General features: G+C 69.8%; 11 protein-coding genes. 7 read left to right on the forward strand and 4 right to left on the reverse strand.

All coding sequences use genetic code 11. The features are described from left to right. Positions 1-81 precede the first annotated feature (81 nt). On the forward strand, positions 82-1419 hold the full coding sequence (locus AB0I12_RS42380) for a M60 family metallopeptidase (protein ID WP_359942128.1): 1338 nt from the start codon (positions 82-84) through the stop codon (positions 1417-1419). Positions 1420-1493: 74 nt separating this feature from the next. Here AB0I12_RS42380 and AB0I12_RS42385 read toward each other — a convergent pair whose 3' ends face one another. Genes AB0I12_RS42385 through AB0I12_RS42400 form a run of 4 tightly spaced genes read right to left on the reverse strand, consistent with a single transcriptional unit; the run spans position 1494 to position 6163 of the window. Then, a complete protein-coding gene (locus AB0I12_RS42385) occupies positions 1494-2753 on the reverse strand; it encodes an alpha-L-fucosidase (RefSeq protein WP_359942131.1) in 1260 nt (419 codons plus the stop codon). Further along, positions 2750-4396, reverse strand: coding sequence for an extracellular solute-binding protein (locus AB0I12_RS42390; RefSeq protein WP_359942134.1), 1647 nt, complete (start codon positions 4394-4396; stop codon positions 2750-2752). The genes AB0I12_RS42385 and AB0I12_RS42390 overlap by 4 nt, the downstream gene beginning before the upstream one ends. Positions 4397-4406: 10 nt before the next feature. Continuing rightward, complete coding sequence (locus tag AB0I12_RS42395; protein WP_359942137.1) at positions 4407-5300, reverse strand: carbohydrate ABC transporter permease; 894 nt, start codon at positions 5298-5300, stop codon at positions 4407-4409. After that, positions 5297-6163 (reverse strand): ABC transporter permease subunit, encoded by an 867-nt coding sequence (locus AB0I12_RS42400; protein WP_359942140.1) that lies wholly within the window; start codon positions 6161-6163, stop codon positions 5297-5299. Before AB0I12_RS42400 ends, AB0I12_RS42395 begins: the two co-directional genes overlap by 4 nt. Positions 6164-6449: 286 nt before the next feature. Between AB0I12_RS42400 and AB0I12_RS42405 the strand changes: the two genes are divergently transcribed. The 6 genes from AB0I12_RS42405 (at position 6450) to AB0I12_RS42430 (ending at position 15957) form a co-directional block, all read left to right on the forward strand. Further along, the gene (locus AB0I12_RS42405) at positions 6450-7538 is read left to right on the forward strand and encodes a hydroxyacid dehydrogenase (RefSeq protein ID WP_359942143.1); all 1089 of its coding nucleotides are present in this window, start codon (positions 6450-6452) and stop codon (positions 7536-7538) included. A gap of 193 nt (positions 7539-7731) precedes the next feature. Beyond that, on the forward strand, positions 7732-9567 hold the full coding sequence (locus tag AB0I12_RS42410) for a DUF2264 domain-containing protein (protein WP_359942146.1): 1836 nt from the start codon (positions 7732-7734) through the stop codon (positions 9565-9567). After that, on the forward strand, positions 9527-10627 hold the full coding sequence (locus AB0I12_RS42415; RefSeq protein ID WP_359942149.1) for a LacI family DNA-binding transcriptional regulator: 1101 nt from the start codon (positions 9527-9529) through the stop codon (positions 10625-10627). The genes AB0I12_RS42410 and AB0I12_RS42415 overlap by 41 nt, the downstream gene beginning before the upstream one ends. Before the next feature lie 212 nt (positions 10628-10839). Then, positions 10840-12162, forward strand: coding sequence for an ABC transporter substrate-binding protein (locus AB0I12_RS42420; RefSeq protein ID WP_359942152.1), 1323 nt, complete (start codon positions 10840-10842; stop codon positions 12160-12162). A gap of 106 nt (positions 12163-12268) precedes the next feature. Beyond that, the gene (locus AB0I12_RS42425; RefSeq protein ID WP_359942155.1) at positions 12269-13288 is read left to right on the forward strand and encodes a LacI family DNA-binding transcriptional regulator; all 1020 of its coding nucleotides are present in this window, start codon (positions 12269-12271) and stop codon (positions 13286-13288) included. Positions 13289-13380: 92 nt separating this feature from the next. Further along, positions 13381-15957 carry a DUF3376 domain-containing protein gene (locus AB0I12_RS42430; RefSeq protein WP_359942158.1) on the forward strand — a complete coding sequence of 859 codons (2577 nt, stop codon included), beginning with the start codon at positions 13381-13383 and terminating at the stop codon, positions 15955-15957. The last annotated feature ends 88 nt before the right edge of the window (positions 15958-16045 follow it).

The following is a 16045-nucleotide window of genomic DNA, read 5'->3' on the forward strand; positions in this document are numbered from 1 at the left end:
TTTTCGCAAGCAACCGGGGCCGGCCACCAGGGCCGGCCGGGTCGCCGGGTGCTGGCAAGTACAACCCCAGGAGGTTGTTCGATGATGCCGCACGCCCGCCCCCTGCAGCTCACCAGGCGACGTGTCCTTCAAGTAGCCGGAGCCGGCCTGGCGCTGGCCGCCGTACCAGCTGTCGCGAGAGCGCAAACCAGCACGATTACCATCCCCGCGCTCCCGTCGGCGCGCACCACCGAGCTCGACCGGACGCAGGACTCGCTCAGCGCCAGCGAACTCCGCCCGACCGGCTTCTACCTGCCGGCGGCCACCGCGCTCACCGTGGTCGTCCACGCCGGCAGCCAGGCTCCGACGCTCGTGATCGGCGCGCCCGACGCCGACGCCCGCAAGGAGTTCAAGTCGCCCCGCGAGTACCCGCTCCAGGTCGGTCGCAACACCGTGACCGACGCCGGCGGCGGTGTCGTCTACCTGAAGCTGATCGGCGACACCGGTCAGGCCAAGGTCTCGATCGGCGAGCAGGCGCAGCCGATGCCGTCCTTCGTCCTCGGCTGCACCGGCGAGGCCGACTTCCAGCGCCAGCTCGACGAGCGCACCACGCCGTACGTCGAACTCGTCGGCCCGCACGCGATGATCACCGTGGAACGCGCGTCGGCCTTGACGTACCGCACCGAGAACCACACCGACCTGCTGGCCACCTACGAGGAGATCATCGGGATCGAGGACGCGACCAGCGGGTACGACGGATCCGCGCCGGCGCACGCCCGCCTGGCGCACCGGTACCACTTCGTCGGCTACCCGTCGGCGATCACCGGCGTCGGGGCGTACGCGACGCACGGGCACATGTCGTTCCCGCCGCCGATCCAGGACCGGATGCTGACCGTGTCCGGCCTGCGGACCCGCGGCTGGGGCATCTACCACGAGCTCGGTCACCAGCATCAGCAGATCACCTACAAGCCGAGTTCGCTGACGGAGGTGACGGTCAACATCTACTCGCTCGCGGTCAACGCGGTCTTCGCCACGAAGTACGGCCAGGTGCCGCGGCTGCACGCACCCGACGCCAAGACCGGGCTGACGCCGTGGCAGAGCGCCCCCGGCAAGCTGCGGACGCCGGGCGTGAACTACGGCACGACGTTCGACCCTTACGAGAAGCTCGTGATGTTCGAGCAGTTGCGGCTGGCGTTCGGCAACAGTTTCTGGCCGGACCTGCACAAGCTGGTCCGGGTCGAGCGGCCGTACGCGAGCGACTACACCGACGAGGTACTCCGGCTGCGCAACCTGGTCGTCCTGTCCAGCCAGACGGCCGGCTACGACCTGAGCGACTTCTTCCGGGCCTGGGGCGTCCCGGTCGACGCCGAGGCGATCGCCCGGATCGGCGCGCTGCACCTGACCCCGCCGCCGACCGACCCGTCCGCGATCCGCGAGTAGACAATCCGCGAGTAGACAAAAGGACGAAGGCACCCACCGGGTCGAGGTGGGTGCCTTCGTCGTTCGGGGCGGGCTCAGTCGCGGAGGAAGAGCTCGATCACGCAGCTGTCGACTTCGGGGGCGCGGTTCGGCAGCTTGAGCGTCAGCGTGTTCTCCGGCAGGCCGGTGAGGTACGTGTGCCCGGGCGCCGCCGGATCGACGTCCACCCGCTTGACCTCCGATGCATCGTGCAGGAACTGCGCGTACTCGACGCGGTCGCCCAGCCCGGGCAGATGGAGATGACCCATCGGCCAGGCGAACACGTGCAGGTACAGCCGCCGCCCGTTCTGCGTGTAGCGGCAGTCCGCCGGCGGCACGTACGAGCTCGGACCGCAGCCGCGCACGGACCGTTCGTGCAGCCGCATCCAGTCCCCGATGCCCGAGAGGACGTCGAGTGCGCGCGGCTCCCACGCGCCACGCCCGTTCGGGCCGACGTTGAGCAGCATGTTGCCGCCCTTCGAGACCGCGTCGACGAGCATCCGGATCAGCAGCGCCGGCGACTTCCAGTCGTGGTTGTCGCGGTGGTACCCCCAGCTGCCGTTGAGGGTGTGGCACGCCTCCCACGGCACCTGCGTCCCGTTGCCGGCAGCAACCTCGTTCCCCGGCGGTTGCACCTGCTCGGGCGTGGTGAAGTCACCCGCACCGAGTCCCAGTCGATTGTTGACAAGGATGCCCGGCTGCAGCTCGCGGACCATCGCGAGCAGTTCGGCCGACCGCCACTCGTCCGGGCCCTTGGCGTTGAACCCGCGATCGGCGTACGAGAAGTCGAACCACATCACGTCGATCTGCCCGTACTCCGTGAGCAGCTCGCGGACCTGGCCGTGCAGGTAGTCGGCGTACTTCGAGACGTCGCGGTCGGCCGTACGGTCGATGAAGTCGACGTCCTTGCGCTGCGGGTGGTACAGGTCGACCGGGAACTCCGGGTGGTGCCAGTCGAGCAACGAGTGGTACAGCCCGATCTTGAACCCGCGCGCCCGGAACGCGTCGACCATCGGCGCGAGCAGGTCCTTGCCCCAGGGCGTGTTCGGCGCCGAGTAGTCGGTCAGCTTGGAGTCCCACAGGCAGAACCCGTCGTGGTGCTTGGTGGTGATCACCAGGTAGCGCATCCCGGTGTTCCACGCGTCGTCCGCCCAGCGCACCGGGTCGTACAGGTCCGGCTCGAAGTGGTCGAAGTACGGCTGGTAGTCGTCGTCGCTGAGCTGTTCGTACGACTTCACCCACTCGTGCCGTGCGGCGGCCGCGTAGATGCCCCAGTGCACGAACAGCCCGAACCTCGCCTCGGTCAGCCAGCTCATCGCGGGCTCGCACCGCCGCTCAGCGCCGACTCGAACTCGCCGCGGATCTTGTCGCCGCCGTCCTTCGCCCACTTCTGCACCGCGGCCTCGAACGCGCTGATCGGCTTCCGCCCGGCGATCACGTCGTTGCGGACGTCGGTCAGCGCCTGCCCGATGTCGCCGCCGGACTTGTCGTTGGTCGGCGAGATCAGACTCGCGGTTGGGTCCTTGACCACCATGCCGATCAGCTTGGTCAGGTCCTCGTGCGCGCGCTCGACATAGGTCGGGAACTGGGCGTTGTAGAGCGCCTGCGGCGGGGCGGTGATGTACTTCCACGGCACCGTCATCTCGGCCTCGCCCTTGCTGGTCAGGGTCGGGTTGCCCTTCGCGTCGCGGGTGAAGTCGACGCCCTCGACGCCGTACGTGAGCAGCAGATTCTCGGTGCTGCCGAACGGCGCGGCGAAGAAGTTCGCCACCGCGAGCAGCTCCTTGGCGCGCTGCTCGTCGGCCTTCTTCATCAGCGTGTACGCGAACAGGATGTTGTCCGACCAGGTGTTCGCCTTGCCGCCCTTCGGCGCCATCGGCACGAACGCCCGCGGGTCGTTCTTCGGGTCCAGCCGGGACATGTCCTTGACGTACCCGGAGTACGCCGGGAAGCCGTCGTACACCAGCGCGCCCTTGCCTGCGCGGAACGCGTTCTTGCGGGCGGTGCCGTCGATCCCGTCGGAGCCGGGCACGGTCACGCCGGCCTTGACGAGCTGGACGGCGAACTCGAGGGCGGCCTTGTACTCCGGGGTCTCGAAGCTGCGGGTCAGCTTGCCGCCGTCGTCCTTCCAGCCGTTCGGGACGCCGAACATCTGCTGGATCATCGTGAAGAACGTGTTGCCCTTGGAGTTCACGATCGCCCACTGGCCCTGCTGCGGCCTGGTCAGCTCCTTGCAGGCGGCCAGGAAGTCCTCGGCGGTCGCCGGGTACTCGATACCAGCCGCGTCGAAGAGCCGCTTGTTGTAGAAGCCCGCGCCGCCGGTGATGCTGCGCGGGATCGGCAGCCCGTAGATCTTGTCCTGCACCACGCACGCCTGCCAGATCACCTGGGAGATGTTCGCGAGGTTCGGGTAGTCCTTGACCTTGTCACCGGACAGGTACGGCGTCAGATCGGTGCACTTTGCCGACAAGAAGGCCGGTAGATTGTTGACAAGACTCGAATCCGACAACAGCACCAGGTCCGGCAGTTCGTTGGCGGCGAGCACCGTCTGGAACCTCGTCGCCCAGTCGCTGTCCGGGACGATCGTCAGGTCGAGCGTGCCGCCGAGCTTCTGCTCGACCGCCTGCCAGGCTGCGTTCTTGTCCTTGGCCGGCGGCAGCGGGTCGAAGATGTCGGTCATCACGCTCACCTTGCCGCCGGACAGCGGCGGCGTCTTCACCGTGGTGACGAGGTCCTTCGGGTACGTCAGGTATCCCGGCGGTACGCCGTCCGCGGTGCCGGCGAGGTCCGGCTTCGGCCCGTCGAAGGCGACGTACGTCGGCAACGTCACCGACGACGCGCGGGCGGGCCCGGACGCCGTACTGCCGTTGCTGCAGGCAACCAGCGTCGGGACGCCGGTGGCGCTCATCACGGCGACGCCGACTGCGCTCCGCAGGAAGCTTCTGCGACTGGTGGTCACGGTGTTTCTCCTAACCCTTGATGGCGCCGGTGAGTACGCCCTTGGTGAAGTAGCGCTGCAGGAACGGGTAGACGCAGAGGATGGGGACGAGCGCCACGACGACGACCGCCATCTGCACGGCCTGGATCGACGCGACCGCCTCGCCGGGCGACTCGGCAGCACCGCCGACCGGCTGTCCTTGCAGGACGTAGAGGCGCAGTACGAGCGGCAGCGGCCACTTGCCGGTGTCGCTGAGGTAGAGCAGTGCGTTGAAGAACGCGTTCCAGTGCCCGACCGCGTAGAACAGCGCGACGACGGCGAGCACCGCCTTCGACAGCGGCAGCACGATCCGGAGCAGGATCGCGAGGTCGCCGGCGCCGTCGATCCGGGCGCTGTCGAGCAGCTCGGCCGGGATGTTCTGGAAGAAGTTGCGCAGCACCAGGAAGTTGAAGGCGCTGACCAGGCCCGGGACGATCAGCGACGCGTACGAGTCGTACAGCCCGAGCGCCTTGACGAGCAGGAAGTTCGGGATGATCCCGGCCCCGAAGAGCATTGTGAACAATACGGCTGTCAACACGAACCGCCCGCCGACGATCGGCCGGCTGAGCCCGTACGCGAGCGCGATCGTGACGACCAGGTTCAGCGCCGTACCGATGACCGTGATGCCCGCGCTGACCAGCAGCGCATGGCTTACCACGCCGCCGGCGAAGATCGTCTTGTACGCCGCGAGTGTCGGCTCGCTCGGGAACAACGGGATGATGCCGCCGCGCCGGGTGATCTCGGACTCGCCGGCCAGGCTCGTCGCGACGATGTTCACGAACGGGTAGAGCACCAGGAGACAGACGACCGCGATCACCACGCCCTTGATCGCCAGCCCGGCCTTGCTCGGTGCCTCCATCCACGGCGGCCGCTGCGAGGTCTTCATCGGCTGTAGATCCCTTCGTGGCCGAAACGGTGGGCGAGTTTGTTGGCGCCGAGGATCAGCACCAGGCCGATGGCGCCCTTGACCAGGCCGACGGCTGCTGCCGGCCCCCATTGGCCGTCGAGGACGCCGTGGAAGTAGACGTAGGTGTCGAGGACCTCGGCCGCGTCGGCGCCGACCGCGTCGCGCTGCAGCAGGATCTGCTCGAACCCGACCGACAGGATGCTGCCCAGGTTCAGGATCAGCAGCAGCAACGTGACCGGCACGATGCCCGGCAGCGTGACGTGCCACAGCCGCCGCCAGCGGTCCGCGCCGTCGATCGCCGCGGCCTCGTAGTGCTCGGTGTCGATGTTCAGCAGCGCGGCGAGGTAGATGATCGTGCCCCAGCCGGCGTCCTTCCAGATGAGCTGCAGCGTCACCAGCCAGGGGAAGAAGCCGGAACTCGTCATCAGGTCGACGCGTGGCAGACCGAGCTCGCCGAGCAGTTGCGGGAGCAGTCCGGTGCCGCCGATCAGCTGCTGACTGATCGAGATCAGGATCACCCAGCCGATGAAGTGCGGCAGGTACACGACGCTCTGCACGAACCGCTTGATCTTCGGGCTGACGATGCTGTTGAGCAGCAGCGCCAGCCCGATCGGCGCCGGGAAGAACAGCACCAGCTGGAGGACGGCGAACTTCAGCGTGTTGAGCAGCGCGCGGTAGAAGTCCGGCTCGGCGAACACCGCGAAGTTGCCGAAGCCGACCCACGGGCTCTCCTTGAACCCGAGATACGGCTGGTAGTCCTGGAAGACGATGACGTTGCCGAGCAGCGGCACGTAGTGGAACACCACGAAGAACAGCAACCCGGGCAACACCAGCAACAGCATCACGCGATCCCGCCACAACCGGGCCCCCAACCCAGGACCTCCGCGGCCGTGCTGCTCTCGGCGGGCGGCTCGGGAGGCTGCCCGGCGGGCGGACCAGGACGTGGCGCGGCCGGGGGAGCGGCGGACGCGGTGCATTGGGCGCCTCCTGATAGTAAACGGTTGCTGTCGTGGTGGCAGCAACCATGAAACGTTCGGCGCCTTGCTGTCAAACGTTCGTGGAACTTGTCTTGACCGATGGTCGACGGTCTGCCTACGGTTCTTAGTAACCGTTTACTAGGAGTGATCCGTGCCGAATCCTGAACCCGACCGGGGCAGCAGTCCGCGGTTGCGCACGCTCGTGGCGATGCCCGCGGACACCTGGTCCGAGGTGGTCACGCCGGCGGCGCGCGCCCGTCTCGCTGCCGTCGCCGAGGTGCTCGGCCTCGACGTCCCGGGAGGCCTCGACACCGGCCTGCCGCGGGGCGGGGTGGTCGACGGTGTGCCGCGGTTGGCCGGTTCGTTCGCGGAGGTGGCCGACGATCTGGCCGACGCGGAGGTCTTGCTGACCGGCTGGGGGTGCCCGCGGATCACCGCTGACGTGCTCGACACGGCGCCGAAGCTGCGGGCGATCGTGCATGCGGCCGGGACGATCAAGACGTTCGTGGACCCGGTGGTCTTCGAGCGCGGGGTGGAGGTGTCGTCGGCGGCGGGCGCGAATGCGGTGCCGGTCGCGGAGTTCACCGTCGCGGCGATCGTGATGGCGGGCAAGCGGGCTTTCCGGCACCGCGACTGGTTCCGGACCTCGGGCGTGAAGCGACCGTTGCCGGGGGCACCGATCCTCGGCGCGCTGGGTACGACGGTCGGCGTCCTCGGGGCGTCCCGGATCGGCCGGCTGGTGCTCGAACGGCTCCGCGGGCTCGACGTCGACGTACTGGTGTACGACCCGTTCCTGAGTCGGGCGGAGGCTGCGGCGTACGGCGCGCGGTGGTGTGAGTTGCCGGAGTTGTTCGCGGCCAGCGACATCGTCAGCGTCCACGCACCACTGCTGCCGGAGACCGAGGGGCTGGTGTCGGCGGAGCTGCTGGCCGCGATGCCGGACGGCGGCGTGCTCATCAACACCGCGCGCGGCCCGGTCGTCGATCACGCCGCCCTGGAACGGGAGTGCGTCTCCGGCCGCCTCGACGCGATCCTCGACGTCACGGACCCCGAGCCACTCCCGCTCGACTCCCCGATGCTCCGACTCCCCAACGTCTTCATCACCCCCCACCTGGCCGGTGCCATGGGCAACGAATCCACCCGCCTGGGCGACTCCGCGATCGCCGAGATCGAGCGACTGGCCGCCGGCCGGCCCCTCGCCCACGGCATCACCCACGAAGACCTGAGGCGAATCGCATGAGCCGCACCGAGCAGAGGATCCGGCTGTCCGTCGCACGAGGGGATATCCCCGCGAGTTGGGGGTTCTCCGTTGGTGTGCCAGCAGAGAACCCCCACCGCCAGGGGTTATCCCCTCGTGTGACGTCGCGTGCCTGCGGAGTGGGGCGGGGCGCGTGAGCGCCGGATGGGGTGTGGATGCGGAGCAGGAGGGGCGTGTGCGGCAGTTGCGGTTGCCGGCGCCGGATCGGGTTCTTTCTTCGCGGACCGGGTACACGCGGGAGACCTGGCTGGCGGTGGCGGATCACTTGCTCGATTCGCTGGTGCCTTGGTTCACGCCGAGTGGGGCGCAGGTGCGGTTGCCGGGGCGGGGGAGTTGGTCGGGGGCGGACTGTGACGGGCTGGAGGGGTTCGCTCGGTCGTTCCTGCTGGCCGCGTTCCGGATTGCTGCGACCGGGGGAGACGACCGGCTGGTCGAGCGGTACGCGCGTGGCCTGGTGGCCGGTGCGGCGGGTGAGTGGCCGCGGTTGACGCCGTGCTCCCAGCAGATGGTGGAGGCGGCGGCGATCGCGGTCGGTCTGCACGAGTCGCGGGAATGGCTGTGGGACAAGCTCGATGGACGCGAGCAGCAACACGTCGTCGACTGGCTCAGCGGGTTCGTCGGGTCACGGACGTGGGACAACAACTGGCGGTTGTTCCAGGTGGTCGGCGAGCAGTTCCTCGCCTCCGTCGGAGCGCCGTACGCGCAGGACGACATCGACGCGGGCCTCGACCGGATCGAGGACTGGTACGTCGGCGACGGGTGGTACTCCGACGGCCCCGGGCAGAACTTCGACCACTACATCGGCTGGGCGATGCACCTGTACCCAGGCCTGTGGACGCGGATGGCCGGACCTGCTGCGGCCGGCCGCCTCGAGGTCTACAAGGAACGTCTGCACCGCTTCCTCGAGGACGCCGTCCATCTGACCGGTACCGACGGCGCACCGATCCACTTCGGTCGCTCCCTCTGCTACCGGATGGCCACGGCGGCGCCGTACTGGATGGGCGCGCTCCTCGAGGCCACGCCGCTCACTCCGGGTCAGACCCGCCGCCTCTGCTCGGGCACCCTCAGGCACTTCGTCGACCACGGTGTGCCGGACGACCGAGGCCTCCTGACGCTCGGCTGGCACCACCACTTCCTGCCGACGACGCAGCCGTACTCCGGACCCGCGTCGCCGTACTGGGCGTCCAAGGGATTCCTCGGGCTGCTGCTCCCGGCCGACCACGAGGTGTGGACCGCCCGCGAGGCCGCGCTGCCGCTCGACGAGCACGACCAGATCCGGGCGATGCCGGCGCCGGGCTTCCTCGTCCAGGCGACGAAACACGACGGCCTGGTCCGCCTCCTCAACCACGGCAGCGACCACGGAGCCGAAGGCGATCCGCACTACAACCGTCTCGCCTACTCGAGCCGGACAGGCCCCGAGTTCACCGACGAGCAGCTCGACAACCACATCAGCCTGGCCGGCGAGCGGACCCGGATCGAGCGCATCGCCGACGCGCATTCCTGGTGGCGGGCGGGCGAGTCGCGGATCGAGATCGCGAGCCTGGTGCACGGGCGCATCGAGGTGCGCTGCGTCCTCGTGGACGGCCCGGCCGGAGTCGTGCGGCACGGAGGGTACGCCGTCGCGGGCGAGCACCGCCCCGAGGCGAAGACCGGCGATGTCTGGGCGCAGGCGACGCGGATCGATCGACTGACCACCGCGATGATCGGCCTGTACGGCTACGGCGGCGCCGACGTACGGCGTGGGCTCGACACCAACGCGTTCGGCCCGCATTCCGCCACGCCGTACCTGGACGCCGAGCACGACGGGAAAGGTCCGCGGGTGCTGGTCTCGGCGGTGGTACTGTCCGGCGACACGGTCTGGCCGCGGCAGCTGGCGGAGAGCATCGAGGTGACGGTGGACGGGTTCCACGTCACCGTGCGGTTCGCCGACGGTACCCGGGCCGGCGTACAGCTGGGTGAGGAGGTGGGTGATGGCGGCGGAACCGCCCCGGACACGGGCGCGCCGGCGTGACCCCGAGGCGGCCCGGACGATCCGGGACGTGGCCGCCCGGGCCGGTGTCTCCACCGCGACCGTCTCCCGAGTTGTCAACGGCAACTATCCGGTCGCGGCCTCGACCCGGGCCGCGGTCGAGCGCGCGATGCGCGACCTCGGGTACGTCGCGAACGCGCACGCCCGCGCGCTGGCCGGTTCCACCACCCGCGTCGTCGGCATCGTGGTCAGCGAGATCGTCGACCCGTTCTTCGCCTACATCGCCCGCGGCGTGCAGGCCGAGGCGCTCGCCTCCGGGCGGCTCTGCCTGGTCTGCTCGACGCAGGGCGGTGAGGCCGCCGAGCTGCGGTTCGTCGACCTGCTGCTCGAGCAGCGCGCCGACGCCGTGATCCTGGTCGGCGGCGCGGTCGAGGACAAGGAGTACTTCGCCGCGGTCGGGCAGCGGGCCCGGCAGCTGGCGAGCAGCGGGTCCAGCCTGGTGCTGTGCGGCCGGCCGGGGCTGGAGGACGGCGTCCCGGCGTACGCCGTGGAGTACGACAACATCGGCGGCGCCGCCGCCATCACCGACCACCTGCTCAGCGCCGGGCACACCAAGATCCTGTATCTCGGCGGCCCGACGAGCCTGTCCACGACCACCGCCCGGCTGCGTGGATTCCACCAAGCCTTCGCGGCCCGCAAGCTGGAGCACGACCCGCGCCTGGTCCGGACCGGCGCGTTCGGCCGCCAATGGGGTTATCAGCAGACGCTCAAGGCCCTCGATGACGGCCTCGACTTCACCGCGATCTTCGCCGCCAACGACATCGTCGCCGCCGGTGTGTACGCCGCTCTGCGCGAGCGCGGTCTGCGGATCCCGGACGACGTCTCGGTGGTCGGGTACGACGACGTACCGGTGGCGACCGAGCTGCAGCCGGCGCTGACCACGGTCCGGGTGCCGCTGGAGGAGCTCGGACGGGCCGCCGTACGGGCCGGTCTGGCGGGTCAGGAGCCGAGTGCGGATCCGTTCGCGCACCAGCAGCCGATGACCACGCTCGGCACCGTCGTCGTGGTCCGCGACTCCGTCGGCCCACCTGTGAAGCGCTGATCACGCACAGCGAACTCCCGGCGTTCAGCGCCCTCGGTGATCGTCGTGATTCGCAGCGTGACCAGCGATGACACTATGTCCGGACCTGTTCGGCCTCGTATCTCAGAGTGACGACAGGGTGCTTGACATATCCAGTGCGGACCCCTGAGACTCAGCTCACTTTCGCGATCCGAGAGCGCTCTCAACTCCGTCCAAGTTCCAGGGAGCTTTGCATGCGGCCCAGTGCCCGCTATCGCCCCGTAGCCGGCGTGCTGGCATGCGCCGCGATCCTGCTCGTCGCCGCCTGCGGCAGTGGCTCCGGCAGCACCGAATCGGCCGGGTCCAGTGCCGACGGGCCGAAGATCGAGCTGACCATCGCCACCTTCAACGAGTTCGGGTACGCCGACCTGTACGCCGAGTACGAGGCGCAGCACCCGAACATCACGATCGTGGAGAAGCACGCCAAGACCGTCGACGACCACGTCAAGAACCTGGACGCGAACCTGGCCCGCGGCACCGGCCTGGCCGACATCGAGGCGATGGAGGTCAGCTGGATCTACAAGTACCTGGCCAAGGACGACAAGTTCGTCGACCTGCGCCAGTACGGCGGGGACGACCTGCGGAACCGCTGGCTGGACTGGAAGGTGGCCGGCGCGACCACGCAGGACGGCAAGATCATCGGCTACGGCACCGACATCGGCCCGGAGGCGATCTGCTACCGCCGCGACCTGTTCGCGAAGGCCGGGCTGCCGACGGACCGCGCCAAGGTGGCCGAGCTGTTCCAGGACTGGCCGTCGTACTTCGCGGCCGGCCGGAAGTTCAAGCAGCGCGTGCCGGGCTCGGCCTGGTACGACTCCGCGGTGCTGACCTGGGAAGCGATGCGCAACCAGCTGATCCAGGCCTACTACTCGAACGAGGACCGCTTCCTCGGCGACGAGAACCCGCTGCTGAAGAACACCTGGGACCAGGTGGTCGGGGGCAGCAAGGACGGGCTGTCCGCGCGGCTGCCGGCCTGGAGCGACGCGTGGAACGCGGCGTTCCGCAGCGACAAGTTCGCGACGATGGCCTGCCCGGGCTGGCTGCTCGGCGTGATCCAGGACAACGCCGGCGCCTACGGCAAGGGCAAGTGGGACGTCGCCGACGTGTTCCCGGGTGGCGGCGGAAACTGGGGCGGTTCGTACCTGACGGTGCCGGCGCAGTCGCCGCACCCCGAGGAGGCCGCGAAGCTCGCCGCCTGGCTGACCGCGCCGGAGCAGCAGGTGAAGGTCTTCAAGAAGATCGGCTCCTTCCCGTCGACGGTCGACGCCTACGACGACCCGCAGGTGAAGTCGCAGGTCAACGCGTACTTCAACAACGCGCCGGTCGGGCAGATCTTCGTCAACCGCGCCCGGAACGTGATCCTCAAGCAGCACAAGGGTCCTCGCGACGGAGAGATCAACCAGATCTTCAGCGCGGCGCTGGCGCGCGTCGACGACGGCAAGCAGACCTCGGCCGCGGCCTGGGACCAGGCGCTCGCCGAGGCGGAGAAGACCGCGAACACCCGCGCCGGCAACTGAAGGATTTCTGCCAACACACCCTCCCCTCCCGGCAACGACCGACGCACGTTCGTCCTCGGAGGTACTACGGTGTGAACGCAGGCCAATCGAGAACTGAGGAGGGCCGATGAACGGGTCTGGTTCTCCGACACTGGAGCAGGTCGCGGCGCTCGCCGGGGTGTCGCGGGCGACCGTCTCGCGGGTGGTGAACGGATCGCCGAAGGTGCTGCCGGACACCGTCGCGGCGGTCGAGCAGGCGATCCTGCAGCTCGGCTACGTGCCGAACCGGGCGGCCCGCGCGCTGGTGACGCGGCGGACCGACTCGATCGCGATCGTCGTCCCGGAACCGGACAGCCGGGTGTTCTCCGACCCGTTCTTCGCCGGCATGCTCAGCGGCGTCAGCCGGACGCTCGCGCCCACGCCGTCCCAGCTCGTGCTGCTGATCGAGCCGGCTGCGGAACCGACCGGAGCCGACGACCAGCGTCTGCTGCGGTACCTGCGCGGCGGGCACGTCGACGGCGCGATCGTGATCAGCCACCACGGCCGCGACAACGTGCTGCAGGAGCTCGCCCAGCTGCCGCTGCCGATCGTGTTCAGCGCGCGGCCGCTCGGGGTCGACGTACCGGTGGCGAGTGTGGACGTGGACAACGTCGCCGGCGCCCGGACCGGCGTCGAGCACCTGCTGTCGATCGGCCGCCGCAAGATCGCGACGGTCGCCGGACCGCTCGACATGACGGCCGGCATCGACCGCCTGACCGGCTACCAGGAAGTGATGAAGGAAGCCGGCCTGCCCGCGATGATCGCGTACGGCGACTTCACCGCCGACGGTGGCGAGCAGGCGGCCCTGCGCCTGCTGGACGAGCACCCGGATCTGGACGGCCTGTTCGTGGCGTCCGACCTGATGGCGACCGCGGCGCTGCGGGTGCTGTCGCAACACGGCCGCCGCGTGCCCGCGGACGTCGCAGTGGTCGGCTTCGACGACTCGGTCCTCGCCACCACGACGACCCCGAAGCTGACCACCGTCCGCCAGCCCGTGGAACAACTCGGCGCCCGCCTCGCCGAGATCCTGCTGGCCAAGATCGGCGGCGCCGAACACACCACGCCGGAGATCTACGACACCGAACTGATCATCCGCGACAGCGCCTGACAGGCACCGGCGCCGGCGTCGCCAACACGCGAACCGCGACCACCCCACCTCGAGCGCAACGCTGTGGTATCTCTGGGTGAAAGGGGGCGCCCATGTCGACTGACCACGAGATCCGGATCGCGCTGGTTCTGAACGGTGGTGTCAGCCTGGCGGTCTGGATGGGCGGGGTGACGCATGAGCTCGATCTGATCCGGCGCGCGTCCGGCGACCAAGGTGCGCCCGGCCCGCAGCAGTACGACGCGGTGCTCGCGGACCGCTGGCGGGAGTTGTGCCACAAAGGCGCGGAACGGCGCCGTGTGGTCGTCGACGTGATCGCGGGGACCAGCGCCGGCGGCCTGAACGGTTCGCTGCTGGCGACGGCGATCGCGAACGGTTCGACCCTCGACCCCGACGGCGACGACGGTCCGTGGCTGCGCCGCAAATGGGTCGGGCTCGGGTCGCTCGACGTCGGCAAGCTGGTCCCGTCCGCGGGCGCGAAGTCGACGTCGGTGCTCGACGGCAAGTACTTCCTGCAGCAACTCGAGGACCTGCTGAAGGGTGTCGCCGACGCGGGCGAGAGCGATGCCGAGGAGCCGGTGACGCTGTTCGTCACCGCGTCCGGTCTGGGTGTGCAGCAGTTCGAGGCGAAGGACGCGGCCGGGCAGGCGTTCGTCGTACCGGACCATCGCTACCTGTTCGGCTTCACGAGTGAGGATGCGCCGACGTACGACGGTGTGCGCCGGGAGTTCACCGTCGAGGTGAAGAACGGGCTGAAGGACACCGACCTGCTGGCGCGCGCGGCCCGTGCGTCCGCGTCGTTCCCGGCGGCCTTCGGCCCGGTGCTGGAGACGCCGGAGCTGGCCGCGCAACCGCCCCGGATCCAGCCCGGCCCGGCCGAGTCCGGCTCCTGGCTCATCGACGGCGGCGTCCTCGACAACGCCCCGTTCGGCCCGGTGCTCGATGTCGTCGCCCGGCGCCCGGTCGCCGGCAAGGCCAGCCGCTACGTGCTGTACGTCGTACCGTCGGCCGGGATCGGGCGCGCGGCGACCGCGTTGCCCGGGGCGAAGGAGCCGAGCTGGCGGGTGGCGGCGCTGTCCGCGGTCCAGTTCCCGCGGGAGGTCGACTTCCGCTCCGACGTGGAGCAGCTGGAGCGGCTGCTCCTGGAGGCGGACGCGTCCTGGTCGGACACCCAGCGGCTGTTCGACCGTTGCCTGAAGCAACCAGAGGACCGGGCGCGGCTGAAGGCGGCGGCCGAGGCGTTGCAGCCGGCCTACGCGCGCGGCCGTGCGGCCGGCGGCGTGTGGGAGGCGGTGACGATCGCCAGTCACGACCAGTCGACCGTGCTGGATGCCGCGACCGCCCTGTCGGAGTCGGAGATCGACGAGATCCTGACCACCGAGCATCCCTGGGTGCCCGGCCCGGACGGCTCGACGGCGGCGATCCGCGACGATGCCGAGGGCAACCCGAGCTGGTTGTGGGGGACCGGCGCCGCCGAGCGCATCGTCCGGCTGATCCTGCGCTCGCTGCGCAACCGGGTGGGCGCCGCGGCGCCGACCGAGCGCGCCGACCTGGAGAAGCGGCTGACCGCGGCGAGCGACTGCCTGATGAAGGTCCAGGCCGTCCGGGACGCGCTGAACGCGGAGCTGGCGGCCGCGGATCTCGACCTGCGCCCGGCCGGCGGCGCCGAGGCGGTCGCGGTCGGGCTGAACGACATCTTCGAGCAGTTGCAGATCCAGCGCGCGCTCGGCGACGCGTTCGCCGCGCTGATCTCGGTGATCGGCTGGGAGCTCGTCGACACCGCGCTCGAGGTCGAGATCGTGTCCCGCTGTACGTCGGCGCGCACGCCGCAGCAGCGCAGCGCGCCGTTCCAGTTCCTGCGCCTCGGGCCGGACATCCCGCTCGCGGTGCTGGACGAGCTGCAGGAAGGATCGATCGCCAACCAGCTGAAGGACCGCATCCTGTACGGCAGCCAGGTCGGCCACTTCGGCGCGTTCGGCGCGGCCGACTGGCGGCGATGGGACTGGCTGATGGGTCGGCTGCACTGCGTCGCACATCTCGGCTCGATGCTCGGTGCGGACGCCAACTGGATCCGCGAGACGCAGCGCGAGGTGCTGCGGGCCGAGGGCTGGGAGCTCGACGCGGTCGCCGGCCGGATCGAGCGGCTGGCCAGGGACTTCCCGGTCGACGCCGGCCTCGGTGCGCTGGTGACGATGCGGGACGAGCTGAACGCGTCTCCCGAGGGTCGCGCGATCACCAAGGGCCTCGCCGACCGGATGGTCGACGTGTCGGGCGGCCTCGGTCCGCAGGTCGGCGACTGGGTGAAGGCGGCTGCGGGCCGCAAGCAGCAGCCGGGTTCGTGGCTGCTGGGGGCCGCGCGCTGGTTCACCGAACCGGCACGGCAGACGGTCTGGGACCGGATGGTGCGCGGCGCCAAGCTGAGCCCCGCGCGCCGGCCCGCGGTCTTCGAGCCATGGTTGCCCGCGGCAACAGCTGCGGCCGGCATCTTGCTGCTCGTGCTGTCCGGGCTGGTCGACGTCGTCCGGATCCCGGCCGCGGTGCTGGCCGGCGCGGTGCTCGCGCTGAGCGCGGTGCTCGGCGTGGTGACCTGGTACGTCCGCCGTACCCGCCGCCGGATCCGGTCCTGGATCGAGCGGCGGATGCCCGAGATGAGAGGTCCCGCCAAGAGCTGACCCCGACGCGTAGCAGGGGTCAGCTCTTGGCGGGACCGCATAGTCCACAGTAACGAAGTCGATGTGTTGCTACACGCGGGCGAGCACG

It is taken from the genome of Kribbella sp. NPDC050459 (assembly GCF_040655315.1).
In the GTDB taxonomy this organism is placed as follows: Bacteria; Actinomycetota; Actinomycetes; order Propionibacteriales; family Kribbellaceae; genus Kribbella.

Excerpts from the sequence above, each read along its gene's own strand:
- AB0I12_RS42380 (WP_359942128.1), top strand. The coding sequence starts at position 82 with ATGATGCCGCACGCCCGCCCCCTGCAGCTCACCAGGCGACGTGTCCTT.
- AB0I12_RS42385 (WP_359942131.1), bottom strand. The coding sequence starts at position 2,753 with ATGAGCTGGCTGACCGAGGCGAGGTTCGGGCTGTTCGTGCACTGGGGC.
- AB0I12_RS42395 (WP_359942137.1), bottom strand. The coding sequence starts at position 5,300 with ATGAAGACCTCGCAGCGGCCGCCGTGGATGGAGGCACCGAGCAAGGCC.
- AB0I12_RS42400 (WP_359942140.1), bottom strand. The coding sequence starts at position 6,163 with ATGCTGTTGCTGGTGTTGCCCGGGTTGCTGTTCTTCGTGGTGTTCCAC.
- AB0I12_RS42415 (WP_359942149.1), top strand. The coding sequence starts at position 9,527 with ATGGCGGCGGAACCGCCCCGGACACGGGCGCGCCGGCGTGACCCCGAG.
- AB0I12_RS42420 (WP_359942152.1), top strand. The coding sequence starts at position 10,840 with ATGCGGCCCAGTGCCCGCTATCGCCCCGTAGCCGGCGTGCTGGCATGC.
- AB0I12_RS42425 (WP_359942155.1), top strand. The coding sequence starts at position 12,269 with ATGAACGGGTCTGGTTCTCCGACACTGGAGCAGGTCGCGGCGCTCGCC.
- AB0I12_RS42430 (WP_359942158.1), top strand. The coding sequence starts at position 13,381 with ATGTCGACTGACCACGAGATCCGGATCGCGCTGGTTCTGAACGGTGGT.